The sequence below is a fragment of the Streptomyces sp. NPDC007264 genome (assembly GCF_042869095.1).
In the GTDB taxonomy this organism is placed as follows: domain Bacteria; phylum Actinomycetota; class Actinomycetes; order Streptomycetales; family Streptomycetaceae; genus Streptomyces.
The window spans coordinates 224,957-240,399 of sequence record NZ_JBIAFD010000007.1 but is presented as its reverse complement, the minus strand read 5'-3'; the positions used below and the strand labels follow the sequence as shown (position 1 = coordinate 240,399).

Sequence of the window (15,443 nt, the reverse complement as noted above, 5' to 3'; positions counted from 1 at the left end):
GGCCATACGGAAGTTGTCGTAGATCTCGGGGGGCCGGCTGTGGCCTTTGACACGGTCGGCCCCGGTGTTCATAACGTTTCGACAGAGAAATCCGATGGTACCGCCACGCGTCGCGGTCGGTTGGTGCCGCTGTGCTCACAAAAGCCCCGCCTTTTGGCGGGGCTCGCTCTTTATGACCGATTTATCCAGGGCTTACATGCGTAGGAACCATCCCTTCCGAGTGTTTGGAATCGCGCATGCTGACGTGCTGGAATGCCTGAACTGCCCAATCGTCAGAGACGTACAGGTCGGGGACAGGGCCCTGGAGACACCGCGGCACGACGTAGGTGCCGTCGCCGAGAGGTTGTTGGTCGAGTGAGGCGAAGCAAGAACGGTCCCGAGCCATCGGCGCGGGGCAACTTCACCCCGCCGCCGCGCGGAGCGGCGCCCGCACACGCGCCCGGCCCGGAGGCAGCGGCTCTCCCGCCGAGCAGCAGCCGTTTCTCCCCGCGCAACTGGCGCGTGCCGACCCGGCTGAACGCCATCCTGCTCATACCCGTGCTGGTGGGCCTGGTCATGGGCGGATTCCAGGTGAAGAGCTCGATCGACACCTGGAAGCAGGCTCGGGACGCGGAGAACACCGCCCGTCTCGTGCAGGCGTCCTTGACCTACGCCGACCGGCTCTACCAGGAACGCGACGCCTCCGCGGCTCCCCTGCTGTCCGGCCAGGGCGACAAGAACTCGACCGTCGTCCAGGTCCGCGCCGCGACCGACGACGCCGCCGACGCCTTCGACCAGGCCGCGCAGAACATGCCGCACACGGCGGGCCTCGACCGCCGCCTGGGCATCTTCCGCAAGGCCGAGACGAAGCTGGCGGGGCTGCGCCAGGTCGCGTACACCCCCCGGCTGACCGGTGTGCAGACCGAGGAGGGCTACGTCGAGATCGCCCACCCGCTGATGGAGTTCGCCAACGAGCTCGGCCTCGGCACCGGCAACATCACCAGCTACGGCCGCACCGTCTACGCCATCTCCCTCACCAAGGCGGCGCTCTCCCTGGAGCGCGCGATCGGCATGCACATGCTGGTCAAGCCCGGCCCCGACGACACGAGCCTCGCCAGGCAGCGCGTCGCCCTCTCCTCGTACGCCTACCTCGAGGGCATCGCCGTCGAGGAGTACCTCGGCGGTGGCACCGCGCAGGACGCCGCCAAGCTGGACGCGGCCAAGAAGAAGGTCAAGACCGACGGCGTCGCCGCGGCCGAGAAGGCCGCCGCGCGGGCGAAGGCCCAGGGCGAGACCTACGTACCGCCGCCGGCCGACCCCACGAAGATGGTCGGGGCCGTGGCCACGCTGCAGTCCACCGACGAGACCGTCCGCGCCGGGCTCGCCCAGCAGGGCGTCACCACGCAGAACTGGTGGGCGGTGAACACCCTCAAGTACGACGCCTACCGCACGATCGAGTCGGACCTGGCCGACAAGGCCGTGGCGGACGCCTCGAACATCGCCGACAACGCCAAGCAGTCCGCGTTCGTCACCGGTGCCATCGTCCTCGTCGCCCTGCTCGCCGCGTTCATCCTGGCCGGCCTCATGGCCCGCCAGATGAGCCGCTCGATGCGCCGGCTGCGCAACGCGGCCTTCGGCATCGCCGAGCAGCGCCTGCCGATGCTGGTCGACCAGCTCTCGCGCACCGACCCCGGCCGCGTCGACACCCGTGTGGCACCCATCCCGATCTCCTCCACCGACGAGATCGGCGAGGTCGCCCGCGCCTTCGACCAGGTCCACCGCGAGGCCGTCCGGCTCGCCGCCGAGCAGGCCCTGCTGCGGGGCAACATCAACGCGATCTTCACCAACCTCTCGCGCCGCAACCAGTCGCTGATCGAGGGCCAGCTGACCCTGATCACCGACCTGGAGAACAACGAGGCGGACCCCGACCAGCTGGAGAACCTCTTCAGGCTGGACCACCTCGCGACCCGCATGCGGCGCAACGGCGAGAACCTCCTGGTCCTCGCCGGCGAGGAGCCCGGCCGCCGCTGGGACCAGCCGGTCCCGCTGATCGACGTGCTGCGCGCCGCCTCCTCCGAGGTGGAGCAGTACGAGCGCATCGAGCTGTCGGGCGTCCCGGAGGCCGAGATCCACGGCCGCGCCGTGACCGACCTCGTGCACCTGCTGGCCGAGCTGCTGGAGAACGCCACCACGTTCTCCTCCCCGCAGACCAAGGTCCGGGTGACCGCCACCCGGCTGCCCGACGGCCGGATCATGACCGAGATCCACGACAAGGGCATCGGCCTGACGGCCGAGGACTTCGCGGACATCAACCACAAGCTGGCCAATCCGCCGACGGTCGACGTCGCGATCTCGCAGCGCATGGGCCTGTTCGTGGTCGGCCGGCTGGCCGACCGGCACGGCATCCGGGTCCAGCTCCGCCCCTCCGGCGAGCAGGCCGGCACCACCTCGCTGGTCATGCTGCCCGACGCCATCACCCACGGCGGTGGCGGCGAGCAGCCGCTGGACCGCGACGAGTTCACCGTCTCGCAGATGATCCCGGAGCAGCAGCCGTTCCAGGGGGAGAGCTTCGACGAGACGTCGACTCTGACGGCCGCGGACTTCGGCTTCGACGACAGCCGCTATGCCGAGATCCCGGACGACATCCGGGAGCTGGACCCCGTCGGCCGCTCGCTGCTGCGCGAGGGCCGCCGTGCCGCCCTGGAGGCCCAGGCCCAGACCCAGGGCCAGGGCCAGGGTCCCGGCCGGCCGGAGGAGGAGTCCCAGGAGCCCGCCGCCGCGTCGTACCAGGACGAGTTCCCGGCGCAGCAGCCCGCCTACGACAACGGTCAGGGTGCCTACGACGGCGGACAGCCCGTCTACGACAACGGGCAGGGCGCGTACGACAACGGGCAGGGCGCGTACGAGGAGCAGCAGGCGTCGTACGACCAGCAGACGGCGTACGAGGAACCGCAGCAGCCTGCGTACGAGGAGACGTACTTCCCGGCGGGCGGCGGCCTGCCGCAGGGCGACGGCTTCCCGTCCGGCGGCTACCAGGGGCCCGCCTATGCGGAGCCCGGGCAGGAGAACCACGCCACGGCCCAGGCCACCGCCTCGGGGACGTTCTCGGCCTTCGAGGAGCAGTCCTACCAGGGCGACTGGCCTCAGCAGGACGGCTACCAGACCCCCTACCACTCCGAGTACGCTCCCGAAGCGGAATCCGTGCAGGCCGCTGACGTGGACAAGGAGGACCGCGTAGGCTTCGACCGTCCGGGACCGGCCCCGTCCGCCGTCCACGACCTGACGGACGCCGGACTGCCCCGCCGCGGTACTGCCGCGACGGGCGCCACCGGTCGGCCGCAGGCCGTGGCCCAGGACACGTCGACGGCCACGGACATGAGCGGCGACTGGCGCTCCGCCAACGACCAGCGGTGGCAGCAGGCAGCGCAGCTCAGGAAGCCCAAGGCAGGCGGGGTGACCTCCTCCGGTCTGCCTCGGCGGGTACCCAAGGCGAACCTGATCGAGGGCGCCGCGGAAACGACCCCGCAGGGAGGCCCACAGGTCTCCCGTGCTCCGGAGGACGTCCGGGGCCGGCTGAGCAACCTGCGTCGAGGCGTCCAGCGCGGACGCAGCGCAGGCAGTGAAACGAACGGCCAGGGCTTCGGTCCTGACAGCACCTACAACCAGGAGCGTTAGTGTGAGCCCGATGAGCCAGGCGGCACAGAACCTGAACTGGTTGATCACCAACTTCGTGGACAACACCCCGGGGGTGTCCCACACGGTGGTGGTCTCCGCCGACGGACTCCTTCTGGCGATGTCCGAAGGCTTTCCGCGCGACCGCGCCGACCAGCTGGCGGCCGTCGCCTCCGGTCTGACCTCGCTGACCGCGGGTGCTTCCCGCATCTTCGAGGGCGGCAGCGTGAATCAGACGGTTGTGGAGATGGAGCGGGGATTCCTCTTCATCATGTCCATTTCCGACGGTTCATCGCTCGCGGTTCTCGCACACCCCGAGGCGGACATCGGCCTCATTGGGTACGAGATGGCCCTCCTGGTGGACCGTGCCGGTACGGTCCTGACCCCCGACCTTCGGGCGGAGCTTCAGGGGAGCCTTCTCAACTAGAGGACGGACGGTGCATGCCGACGTCCCGGAGTCGTAAGGTTTCGGGACGCGGCGTCCACGGCGACGGGTGCCCGGCGCAGTCGGAGGAGGAGAGAACGTGGCAACACCCCCAGGCGGTTCGTCCGCCGGCAACTGGCCCTACGGCCCTGGCCAGGGCCCGGGTCAGGGTGACCAGAACCGGTACAACTTCCCCTCCGCACCGAACCACCAGCGTCAGCCCTACCCGCCGCAGGGCCCCCAGGGTCCCGGTCCGTCCCCCTACGACCAGCCGCCGGCGCCGCGCATCCAGCCCGTGCAGCCGCAGCGCCGCACTCCCGAGCCGGCGCCCGCGGGGTCGTCGACCAACCCTCTGGTGCGTCCGTACGCCATGACGGGCGGCCGCACCAGGCCGCGCTACCAGCTCGCCATCGAGGCGCTGGTGCACACCACCGCGCAGCCGCACCAGATGCAGGGCCAGTTGCCCGAGCATCAGCGGATCTGCCACCTGTGCCGGGAAATCAAGTCGGTGGCCGAGATCTCGGCGCTCCTGACGATCCCTCTCGGCGTGGCCAGGATCCTCGTCGCCGACTTGGCGGAGGCGGGCCTGGTCGCCATCCATCAGCCCGGCGGCGACGAGAACGCCGGCGGCCAGCCAGACGTGACACTGCTCGAAAGGGTGCTCAGTGGACTTCGCAAGCTCTAGCGGCGGTCCTTCCCGCTCCACCACCTCGGCGAAGATTGTGGTGGCGGGCGGCTTCGGCGTGGGCAAGACCACGTTCGTCGGCGCCGTCTCGGAGATCAACCCGCTGCGCACAGAGGCCGTCATGACGTCCGCTTCGGCCGGCATCGACGACCTCACCCACACCGGGGACAAGACGACCACGACGGTCGCCATGGACTTCGGCCGCATCACCCTGGACCAGGACCTGATCCTGTACCTGTTCGGCACCCCCGGCCAGGACCGCTTCTGGTTCATGTGGGACGACCTGGTCCGCGGCGCGATCGGCGCCATCGTGCTCGTCGACACCCGGCGCCTGGCCGACTGCTTCCCCGCGGTCGACTACTTCGAGAACAGCGGCCTGCCCTTCGTCATCGCCCTCAACGGCTTCGACGGCAACCAGCCGTACGGCCCGGACGAGGTGCGCGAGGCGCTCCAGATCGGCCCCGACACCCCGATCATCACCACCGACGCCCGCCACCGCGCGGACGCGAAGAGTGCGCTGATCACGCTCGTGGAGCACGCGCTGATGGCCCGGCTCCGTTAGGCGCCGGCCGCCGGCCGCACGGCACCCCGCGCCCCGTCAGGGGGCGCGGGGTTCTTCTTTGCCCGGGGCCGCCCACTCCGCTGCGCGCGCACCACGAAGGGCCCCTCTTCGGCAGAGGGGCCCTTCGGCGAACGGTGGTGCGGCGCGGCTCGGCCGCGTCGGCGGTGCGCGGCCTAGTGCCAGCTGTGGGGTGCCCGGAAACCGGGCTCACGCTCCAGACGGCGCCAGCCGGCCTTCGGGCGGCCCCGGTGGGGGGTGGTGGCGGGCGACTGGGCCGCCGCGCGGGCCAGGAGGATGGCCGTGATGGCGGCCACTTCCTCGGGCTCGGCGTGGCCCTTCTCGACGCGGATGTCAGGGGTGCTCATGGGATCAGTCTCCGTGAGAGAGGGGTCCGCGGGGTTGCCGCGGCGGGTCCGCTCGGTTACTGCGGGGGGTTGCCGTGCTTGCGGGAGGGCAGGTCCGCGTGCTTCGACTGCAGCATCGCGAGCGACCTGATCAGGACCTCGCGGGTCTCCGCGGGATCGATGACGTCGTCGACCAGGCCCCGCTCGGCCGCGTAGTAGGGGTGCATCAGCTCGGACTTGTATTCCTTGACCATCTTCTGCCGCATGACCTCGGGGTCCTCGGCCTGGGCGATCTGACGGCGGAAGATGACGTTGGCGGCGCCGTCCGCGCCCATCACGGCGATCTCGTTGGTCGGCCAGGCGTAGGTCAGGTCGGCCCCGATGGACTGGCTGTCCATCACGATGTACGCGCCGCCGTACGCCTTGCGCAGGATCAGGGAGATCCTCGGCACGGTCGCGTTGCAGTAGGCGTACAGCAGCTTGGCGCCGTGCCGGATGATCCCGCCGTGCTCCTGGTCGACACCGGGAAGGAACCCCGGCACGTCCAGGAACGTCACCAGCGGGATGTTAAAAGCGTCACACATCTGAACGAAGCGCGCAGCTTTTTCCGATGCCTCGATGTCCAGGACACCGGCCAGGGTCTGCGGCTGGTTGGCGATGATGCCCACCACCTGCCCGTCCAGCCGGCCCAGGGCGCAGATGATGTTGCGGGCCCAGCGCTCGTGGACCTCCAGGTAATCGCCGTCGTCGACGATCTCCTCGATGACCTTGGCCATGTCGTAGGGCCGGTTGCCATCGGCCGGAACCAGGTCCAGCAGGGCCTCGCCGCGCCGGTCCGCCGGGTCCGCGCACTCCACCCGCGGCGGGTTCTCGCGGTTGTTCTGCGGCAGCAGCGACAGCAGGTAGCGCACCTCGGCGATGCACGTCTCCTCGTCGTCGTACGCGAAGTGGCACACACCGCTGGTCTCCGCGTGCACGTCCGCGCCGCCCAGACCGTTCTGGGTGATCTCCTCACCGGTGACCGCCTTGACGACGTCCGGGCCGGTGATGAACATCTGCGACGTCTGACGGACCATGAAGACGAAGTCCGTCAGTGCCGGGCTGTAGGCCGCGCCGCCCGCGCACGGGCCGAGCATGACGCTGATCTGCGGGATGACGCCCGAGGCTTTGGTGTTGCGCTGGAAGATGCCCCCGTACCCGGCCAGCGCGGACACGCCCTCCTGGATGCGGGCCCCCGCGCCGTCGTTCAGCGACACCAGCGGGGCCCCGGCCGCGATGGCCATGTCCATGATCTTGTGGATCTTCGTGGCGTGGGCCTCGCCCAGTGCGCCGCCGAAGATGCGGAAGTCATGCGCGTAGACGAAGACGGTACGGCCCTCCACCGTGCCCCACCCGGTGATGACACCGTCGGTGTACGGCTTCTTGGCCTCCAGACCGAATCCGGTCGCCCGGTGCCGGCGCAGCTGCTCGACCTCCTGGAACGACCCGGCATCCAGCAGCAGCTCGATGCGCTCCCGGGCGGTCAGCTTCCCCTTGGCGTGCTGCGCCTCGGTCGCCTTCTCGCCCGGACCCGCCAACGCCCGCGCACGGATCTCGTGCAGTTCTGCGACCCGCCCCCGCGCGTCCGTGGGCTCGCTCCCGGAATCTACAGCCTCGTCCAAAACGGTCATGTAGCGACCTTACGAAGTCCACCGAGAAAAGCGGGCCGTCGACTCCGTACAGTCTCCAGGCCGTTTTCCTGGTGCCCTTGAACAGAATCCTGTGCCGCAGCAGCCCATCTGACTGTTCGAGGGGCCTGGGCGTTGTGGGCGCCCGACAAAGTGGCCAGGCGAGAGCCACCCCACATTGATGCGTCGCACATGCCATCCCCGGAGTGACACGGAACCTCGAACGGCCGCTTGGCGACACCACGTCGACGGCCGGGTCGGCGTGCACGACGGCTCCCGCCGGACGGTCCCGGTCGAGGTCCGGGCACTCACCCGTTCGGGGTGGCTCGCTCACGCAGATCACCCCCACCGTACCGGCCTGCCGCAAGTCGACCGCCGTCAGGCCCGGCGCGGGCACGGGGACCGCCCGGCACCGGGCGGCCACCCCGGCTACACACGGCGACGACACCGACACCTTGCGGATGATGTTGAAACTTGAATGGAATAGGGCTACGGTCACTCTTGTTCGACCTCGTTGAACGTTAAACAGTTGAGCGGCCTCCGGCTCTCGCCGCGGCCGCGCACCCGTCCCCAAGGAGCACCTCATGGGCATCTTCGGCCGCAAGACCGACACCGACGCCACCGCGGCCACCGGCGCGAGCCCCGACCTCGCCGCACTGAGCGGCGACTACACGGTGGACCCCGCGCACACCACGATCGGCTTCGTGGCCCGTCACGCGATGGTCACCAACGTCAAGGGCAGCTTCCAGACCTTCGAGGGCACGCTGCACCTGGACGGCTCCGACCCCTCGAAGTCGACCGCCTCGATCGACGTCACGATGGACAGCATCGACACCGGGAACTCCGACCGTGACGGGCACCTCAAGAGCGCGGACTTCTTCAAGACGGACGAGTTCCCGGCCATGACCTTCCGCTCGACCAAGGCGGAGGCCCTCGGCGGCGACGACTACCGCATCACCGGCGACCTGAGCATCCTCGGCGTCACCAAGCCGCTCGCCATCGACCTGGAGTTCAACGGCGCCGCAAAGGACCCCTTCGGCAACGAGCGCGTCGGCTTCGAGGGCAAGGCGGAGATCCTGCGCTCCGAATGGGGCCTGACCTGGAACGCGGCGCTGGAGACGGGCGGCGTGCTGGTCTCCGACAAGATCAAGCTGGTGTTCGACATCTCGGCGATCAAGAAGGCGTGACCCCGGACCGGGGAGCCGGCGCCAGGAGTCACCGGCTCCCCCGCACGGCGAACTCGCCACCCGGTCCACCGCGCCGGACCGGTCTTCACCATCCGTGGCAGGGGCAGTGGGGTGCCCCGGCCGCCGGGCCCCACGCCCCGGCGCCGTTCGCGCGGCAAGGTCAGAACCCGCCGCCGAAGTCCCCGCCGCCGCCGAAGTCCCCTCCCCCGCCGTCACCGAAGCCGCCGCCGAAGTCGCCGGGGTCGAAGTCGGCGCCCGACACGTCGCCGCCCTCGTGGCCACCGAAGTCCCCGTAGCCCCCGCCGTAGGCGGCCGCGTACGACGGCGTGGCCATCATGCCGCCGAGCAGCGTGCCGACCAGCAGGCCGGGCAGGATGCCGCCGCCGAAGTAACCACCCGCCCAGGGGCCGTAGGCGGGGCCCGCCTCCCAGTACGGGCGGCGGCCGTGGTCCGTGTCCACCTCGCGGACCGCCGGGTCGCGGCCGTCGGCCAGCCGGGCCCGGTCCGCCGCACACACCGGGACCTCGCGCGGGGCGCCGCCCGCGGGCATCCAGGTCGCGTCGGCGACGGACGGGCCGTGGCGCGGGTCGAAGAAGCAGGGCGGCCTGCGCTCGGGCAGGGGCCGGTGCTCGCGGCGGGCGGCGAGCAGGGCCAGCGAGAAGCGTCCGTCCTCCAGTGCCTGGGTCACCGCCTTCACGTCCTCGGGGCGTCGCGCCGCCGCCATGGACGACTTCGCCTGTTCGTACGCGTCCAGCGCCCGCTCGTAGTCCGCGCGCATCGCGTCGTCCGCACCGGGCTCCGCGGGGTGGAAGTCGAGGCGGTCCAGTTCCTCGCCGAAGGCGGTGATGTCCTCGTCGACCACGACCCGCAGCTTCTCCAGCGCGGCCCGCTGCTCCTCCTCGCGCCGGCGCCGGCCCTGTCGGACGAGCGCGAAGGTGCCCACGCCCGCGGCCAGCAGCACCGCGCCGGCCGTGATCAGCCCGGTGTACGAGACGCCGCCGGAGGTGCCCCAGGTCGACGGGGCGTGGCCGCCGACATCGGCCAGGGCGCGGTCGGTGAAGTCGTTCAGCTGGGCCGTGGTGCTCTCGCCCCGGACGCTGGAGACCAGGTTCTGGACGGCGGTGCGGGACATGACCGAGGAGTCGGCCCGGGCGTCGAAGCGGTCGCCGAGGCGGATCGCGTACAGGCCGGTGACGCCGGTGGCCGTGCGCAGTTCGGAGAAGAGGTTCCGGGTCGGGTAGCCGGCGGGCAGGACGGTGACGAAGACCGGCTTGCCGGCGTCCTCGATCTTCTTCGCGAGGGCGTCGGCCTCCCGCGCGGGCAGTTGCCCCGAGGCGGCCGGATCGACGTACACGGGGTCCTTGCGCAGCGCCTCGGCGATGACCGAGACGTCCGTGACCGCGTGGGCGCGGGGCGCGCCCGTCGACAGCACCGCCAGGGCCGCCGCGACCAGGGCGATCAGCGGGACGACGATGACTCGGACCAGTGCGGCCTTCATACTTCGAAGCTACCCGAAGTCGGGTGAACACAGTCATCACGCCCGATATAGACATATCGGTGGGCGGTGCGTACCGCGCGGCACGCACCGCCCGCCGGGAGCGGGTCCGGCGACGTCCGGCCCCGGAGCGTCACGCCGCCCGGTACGCCTGTGCCAGCTTCGCCACCGCCGCCGCGTACTTCCCCGTCAGCAGCAGATGGTCCGCGTCCGCGAACGGCCCCGCGACCACCGGCGTCATCGCGGCGCCCGCCTTCCGCTGGACGATCAGCCGGGCCCGGGTCACGATCGCCCGCCCCGCCCGCGCGGATCCCGACCGCTCGGCCGCGGCGGCCGCGCGCCCGAGTGCCGTGAGCGCCGCCGTGCCGCCCTCCGGGACCCTGGTGAGTGTGGTCAGGCCCCAGCCGAACGGGAACTGCGGGTCGTAGGAGGCGTCGCCGACGTTGATCGGCAGCTGCTCCTGCGACCTGGGCCAGGTGACGGGGAGCTGACCGGTGAAGGGGCGTCTGCCGTAGAGAACGTCCGCGACCCCGTCGCCCTCGGTGCCCGGCAGCCAGGAGGCCACGAGCGCGTCGATGCCGCCGAGCCGGTCGCCGATGAGCTGCGGGCGCCCGGAGACGATCAGGACCGCGCACCGCATGGCGCCGCACACCCGGTCCACGGCGGCCTTGTCCGCGTCGGACAGCTCCAGGTCGTTGCCGTTGCCGACGTCGCCGACGCCCTCGGCGTACGGGGTCTCCCCGACGACGACCACCCCGACGTCGTAGCCGTCCAGCGGCGCCGAGGCGTCCTTGGAGTAGGTGATCGTCGCGTCCGGGGCGGCCCCGCGCATGCCCTGGAGGATGGTCGTGCCCCGGGTGTGGGTGCCGGAGGCGCCCTGCCAGGTGATGGTCCAGCCACCGGTCTGGTTGCCGAGGTCGTCGGCGTCGGACCCGGCGACGTACACCTTCTGGTCCTTCTTCAGCGGCAGGACGCCGTGCGCGTTCTTGAGCAGCACCTGGGACTCGGCGGCCGCCCGGCGGGCCACGGCCCGGTGCGCCGCGGACCCGATGCGCGCGGCCCCGCTCGTGTCGGCGTACGGGTGCTCGAAGAGCCCCAGCCGGAACTTCTGCGTGAGGATGCGCGCCACGGCGTCGTCCATCCGCCGCTCGCCGATGCGGCCCGCCCGCACCTCGCCGGTCAGGGTCGTCAGGAAATCCCGGTACGCGTACGGGACCATGATCATGTCGAGGCCCGCGTTCACGGACGTGCGGATGTCGCTCGCGTAGTCGCCCGGGAGCTGGTCGATGGCCGCCCAGTCGCTGATGGCGAAGCCGTCGAAGCCCATCCGGCCCTTGAGCACGCCGTTGATCATGTCGGCGCGTGCGTGCATCTTCACCGGGCCCCGGCCGTCACCGAGGACGTCGAGGGACGAGTAGGACGGCATGACCGAGCCGATGCCGCGGTCGACGGCCGTCCGGTACGGCGCCAGGTGGACGGCCTCCAACTGCTGCCGGGTCACCTTGGTGACGCCCTGGTCGATGGTGTACGAGCCGGTGGTGGAGGAGCCGTACCCGGTGCCGCCGTCACCGACGAAGTGCTTGGCCGTGGCGAGGACCTTGTCGTCGCGGCTCAGGTCCCCGCCGTTCGCGCGCCCCTGGAGGCCCTGGATGATCGTCTCCATCGACGTGACGAGGGCCGGGTCCTCGCCGAAGGACTCGTAGCTGCGGCCCCAGCGCTCGTCGCGCGAGACGCACAGGCACGGCGCGAAGTCCCAGGGGACACCGGTGGCGCGGACCTCACTGGCCGTCACCTCGCCGGTCCGCTCGGCGAGCCCGGGATCCCTCGTGGCCCCGATGCCGATGTTGTGCGGCATGATCGTCGCGCCGGCCAGGTTGTTGTGGCCGTGGACCGCGTCGACCCCGTAGACCAGCGGGATCTGGAACCGGGTCGCCCGCGTCCTCAGCTGGAACGAGTCGATCATCTTCGCCCACGCCTCGGGGGTGTTGGGCGTGGGGGTCGAACCGCCGCCGGACAGCAGCGAGCCGAGGCCGTAGGTCGCGATGTCCCCCTGCGAGGCCAGGGCGGCGCGCTCGGCCTGGGTCATCTGGCCGGCCTTCTCCTCCAGGGACATGCGTGAGAGGAGGTCGGCGACGCGCTTGCGCACCGGCAGCCTGTTGTCGAGGTACGGCAGTCCATGGGCGTCGACGACGACCTGCGGCATCTCGGCGGGGGCCTTGGCGCCGGTGACGGTCAGCTCGAGCGGGATCGTCTCGGCGGGCTCGGCGGCCCTGTCCCGGAGGGTGGGGACCTCGATGGTGCGGGTGGTTCCGGAGGCCGTACCGGCCGGGAAGGTGAGGGTCCCGTCGACGGGGGTGTAGTCCCTGCCCGGCTCGGCGGTGCCGCCGGTCGTGGCGTAGGCGACGGTGACCGGCTCGTCGAGGGGGACGGAGCCGGTGGTGGACACGGAGACCTTCACGCGTGCCGTGCCGCCCTCCTCGACCGGGTGGACGGCGGAGTCCGTGGTCACCGACGCTCGCAGGGACTGGTCGGCCTTCCCGTACAGCTCGACGCCGTCCATGGCGAAGCGGCCCTTGACGCCCACCGGGAGGGTGACGGCGTAGCCCCACATCTCCGTGAGGCCGAGGACGTGGTCGATGCCGCCGACGGGCTGGTAGTCGGTGCGATAGGTGAAGTCGGTGAAGGGGATCTCGATCTGTTTCCAACCGGTGAAGTCGTCGGTGAAGGAGGTCGTCCACAGCTCCGACGCCTCGCCCTTCGCGCCCCCGTCCTTGATCTCGAAGGCGATCTTCCTGCCGTCGTCCTGGCCGTCCCACCAGAAGCGGATGCCCTTGTGCGCGGACCAGTCGTGGGCGGGCCGGTCGGCGGCGAAGTCGTGGGTGAAGCCGCCGTAGCCGCTGATGTCGTAGCCGCCGGTGAGGACCTTGGCGCCCTCGGGGGCGTCCGCGCGGTCGGCGAGCTGCAGCGCGGGCGGGTCGTCGGCGTCGCCGCCCCAGGTGAAGATGCCCTCGGCCGGCTGGCCGGCGAACGGCACCTCGCCCTCGAAGCGGTCGAGGGGGACGGGGGGCGGGTCGGCGGCACCGGACGCGGTGGCGGCGGCGGTGAGCGGGAGCAGGGCGGTGAGCAGGGTGGCGGAGGCGAGCAGGGCGGTTCTTCGCATGGGCCTTCCCTTTGGCTGTCGTGGTCCACATGCTTGGCTGACGACCTTGACTTACGACTTAGATCACGGCGTGAGTTAACTGGCGCCCCGCGAAGCCGTCAAGACTTCACGTCAGAACAGGTACACAGTCAAAATCCGGCCGCGCCTGGGCCGTTGTCTCTTCGAAAATTGAACGCGCACCCCCTTGACGGTCCTTCGCCGACGTCATTCACTGACGCCTCGCACGCCTCCCCCCACCTCCCCAGAAGGGCGGCGCACGATGAGACGACCCCTCCCCGCGGTCCGTTTGCTCCTCGCCGGACTGCTGACCACCGCCGGGCTCACCGCCGTGGGCGCCCTGCCCGCGCACGCCGCCGACGAGCAGATCACCGTCTGGCTGACCACGACCGACGACGCCGGCGGGCGTCATGTCGTGCGCGGCCTCCAGGCGCAGGCCCCGTTCGCCTTCCAGCCGGGAACCGGGGGCGGCGGCGAGAACATCACGGTCGACGAGAACACCCGGTACCAGACCTTCACCGGCGGCGGGGCGTCCTTCACGGACACCGCGGCCTGGCTGCTGAACGGCAGCGGGGCGCTCTCGCAGGCGACCCGGGACGCCACCATGCGGAGGCTGTTCTCGCCGGCGGACGGGATCGGGCTGTCGTTCCTGCGCAATCCGATGGGCGCCTCGGACCTCGCGCGGTACGGCTACACGTACGACGACGTGCCGACCGGGCAGACCGACCCGGACCTGACGCGGTTCTCGATCGCGCACGACCTGGCGGACGTGGTGCCGCTGACACGGCAGGCGCTCCAGCTCAACCCCTCGCTCACCGTGATGGCCACCCCCTGGACGGCACCGGCCTGGATGAAGGACAGCGGGCAGCTGAACGGCGGCTGGCTGAAGGCGGAGGACTACGGCGCCTACGCGTCGTACTTCGTGAAGTACGTCCAGGCGTACCGCGACCAGGGCGTCCCGGTTGCCTACGTCACGGCCCAGAACGAGCCGACGTGCTGCTCGGGCTACCCGTCCATGAGCTGGAACGCCTCCGGGCTCGCGTACTTCACCAAGAACGAGCTGCTGCCGAAGCTGCAGGCGGCGGGCCTGGCGACGAAGGTGCTGGCGCACGACTGGAACTGGGACGCCTACGACTCCTACGCGGCGCAGACCGTGGACGACGCGGCGATCCGCTCGCACCCGAACTTCGGCGGGATCGCCTGGCACGGCTACGGCGGTGACGTGGCGCAGCAGACGGCCGTGCACGACCGGTACCCGCAACTGGACGCGTTCGGCACCGAGCACTCGGGGGGCACCTGGATCGCGGACCAGCAGAGCGAGGACATGCTCAACATCGTCGACTACACGCGGAACTGGGCGAAGTCGGTGACGAAGTGGTCGCTGGCGGTCGACCAGAGCATGGGCCCGCACAACGGTGGGTGCGGCACCTGCACCGGCCTGGTCACGGTCCACAACGGGGACGCTGCGAGCGGGACGGTCGACTACACGATCGAGTACTACACGATGGGCCACCTGACGAAGTTCGTCCGGCCCGGCGCACAGCGCATCGCGTCGACGGCGAGCTCGGCGGTGCCGAACGTGGCGTGGCGCAATCCCGACGGGTCGAAGGCCCTGATCGCCTACAACGACGCGGCGTCGGCGAGGACGGTGACGATCGACTGGGGCGGGCAGCACGCGACGTACTCCCTGCCCGGGAAGACGTCGGCGACGTTCACCTGGTCGGGCACGCAGTCGGGCGGCGGCGACCGGTCGGGGGCGTTCGTGGGCCTCGCGGGCAAGTGCCTGGACGTGGCGGGGGCGTCGAGCGCCGACGGGACCGCGGTACAGCTGTACGACTGCAACGGCACGGACGCCCAGCGGTGGACGCTGAAGGCGGACGGGTCGGTCCAGGCGCTGGGGAAGTGCCTGGACGTGTCGGGGGGTTCGACGGCGGACGGTGCGAAGGTGCAGCTGTACGACTGCAATGGGACGGGGGCCCAGCAGTGGTCGTACAACTCGTCGACCGGTGACGTGGTCGACCTGGCGGCGGACAAGTGCCTCGATGTGACGGACAACTCGTCGGCGAACGGGGCGCGGGCGCAGATCTGGTCGTGCACGGGGGCCGCCAACCAGAAGTGGCGCTTGCAGTAGCCGGCCCATGGAGACCGGGCCCATGAAGGCCGGGCCCATGAAGGCCGGGCCCATGAAGGCCGGGCCCATGAAGGCCGGGCCCATGAAGGCCGGGCCCATGAAGGCCGGGCCCATGAAGGCCGGGCCCATGAAGGCCGGGC

Annotated in this window: 10 protein-coding genes; 6 read left to right on the top strand and 4 right to left on the bottom strand. The window is 70.9% G+C overall.

All coding sequences use genetic code 11. From position 1 onward, the window contains the following. Window positions 1-354: 354 nt before the first annotated feature. The 4 genes from ACFYMU_RS14480 to ACFYMU_RS14465 all read left to right on the top strand — a co-directional run bounded on the left by ACFYMU_RS14480 (window position 355) and on the right by ACFYMU_RS14465 (window position 5,322). The gene (locus tag ACFYMU_RS14480) at window positions 355-3,654 is read left to right on the top strand and encodes a nitrate- and nitrite sensing domain-containing protein (RefSeq protein ID WP_388372611.1); all 3,300 of its coding nucleotides are present in this window, start codon (window positions 355-357) and stop codon (window positions 3,652-3,654) included. 10 nt (window positions 3,655-3,664) lie between these two features. Then, window positions 3,665-4,078 carry a roadblock/LC7 domain-containing protein gene (locus tag ACFYMU_RS14475; RefSeq protein WP_004983065.1) on the top strand — a complete coding sequence of 138 codons (414 nt, stop codon included), beginning with the start codon at window positions 3,665-3,667 and terminating at the stop codon, window positions 4,076-4,078. A 97-nt stretch (window positions 4,079-4,175) separates the two neighbouring features. Further along, window positions 4,176-4,760, top strand: a complete 585-nt coding sequence (locus tag ACFYMU_RS14470) for a DUF742 domain-containing protein (protein WP_388372609.1) — start codon at window positions 4,176-4,178, stop codon at window positions 4,758-4,760. Then, window positions 4,741-5,322: an ATP/GTP-binding protein gene (locus ACFYMU_RS14465; RefSeq protein ID WP_388372607.1), complete on the top strand. Its 582-nt coding sequence runs from the start codon at window positions 4,741-4,743 to the stop codon at window positions 5,320-5,322. The genes ACFYMU_RS14470 and ACFYMU_RS14465 overlap by 20 nt, the downstream gene beginning before the upstream one ends. A gap of 173 nt (window positions 5,323-5,495) precedes the next feature. Here ACFYMU_RS14465 and ACFYMU_RS14460 read toward each other — a convergent pair whose 3' ends face one another. Beyond that, the gene (locus ACFYMU_RS14460) at window positions 5,496-5,687 is read right to left on the bottom strand and encodes an acyl-CoA carboxylase subunit epsilon (protein ID WP_388372605.1); all 192 of its coding nucleotides are present in this window, start codon (window positions 5,685-5,687) and stop codon (window positions 5,496-5,498) included. 56 nt (window positions 5,688-5,743) lie between these two features. Further along, complete coding sequence (locus ACFYMU_RS14455; protein ID WP_388372603.1) at window positions 5,744-7,336, bottom strand: acyl-CoA carboxylase subunit beta; 1,593 nt, start codon at window positions 7,334-7,336, stop codon at window positions 5,744-5,746. A 581-nt stretch (window positions 7,337-7,917) separates the two neighbouring features. Between ACFYMU_RS14455 and ACFYMU_RS14450 the strand changes: the two genes are divergently transcribed. Beyond that, on the top strand, window positions 7,918-8,520 hold the full coding sequence (locus tag ACFYMU_RS14450) for a YceI family protein (protein ID WP_388372601.1): 603 nt from the start codon (window positions 7,918-7,920) through the stop codon (window positions 8,518-8,520). A 160-nt stretch (window positions 8,521-8,680) separates the two neighbouring features. On the opposite strand, the gene ACFYMU_RS14445 is transcribed toward ACFYMU_RS14450, so the two are convergent. Continuing rightward, complete coding sequence (locus tag ACFYMU_RS14445; RefSeq protein WP_388372599.1) at window positions 8,681-10,018, bottom strand: hypothetical protein; 1,338 nt, start codon at window positions 10,016-10,018, stop codon at window positions 8,681-8,683. 130 nt (window positions 10,019-10,148) lie between these two features. Further along, window positions 10,149-13,175 carry a glycoside hydrolase family 3 N-terminal domain-containing protein gene (locus ACFYMU_RS14440; RefSeq protein WP_388372597.1) on the bottom strand — a complete coding sequence of 1,009 codons (3,027 nt, stop codon included), beginning with the start codon at window positions 13,173-13,175 and terminating at the stop codon, window positions 10,149-10,151. Window positions 13,176-13,434: 259 nt separating this feature from the next. Between ACFYMU_RS14440 and ACFYMU_RS14435 the strand changes: the two genes are divergently transcribed. Continuing rightward, window positions 13,435-15,303 (top strand): ricin-type beta-trefoil lectin domain protein, encoded by a 1,869-nt coding sequence (locus ACFYMU_RS14435; RefSeq protein ID WP_388372595.1) that lies wholly within the window; start codon window positions 13,435-13,437, stop codon window positions 15,301-15,303. Window positions 15,304-15,443 lie beyond the last annotated feature (140 nt).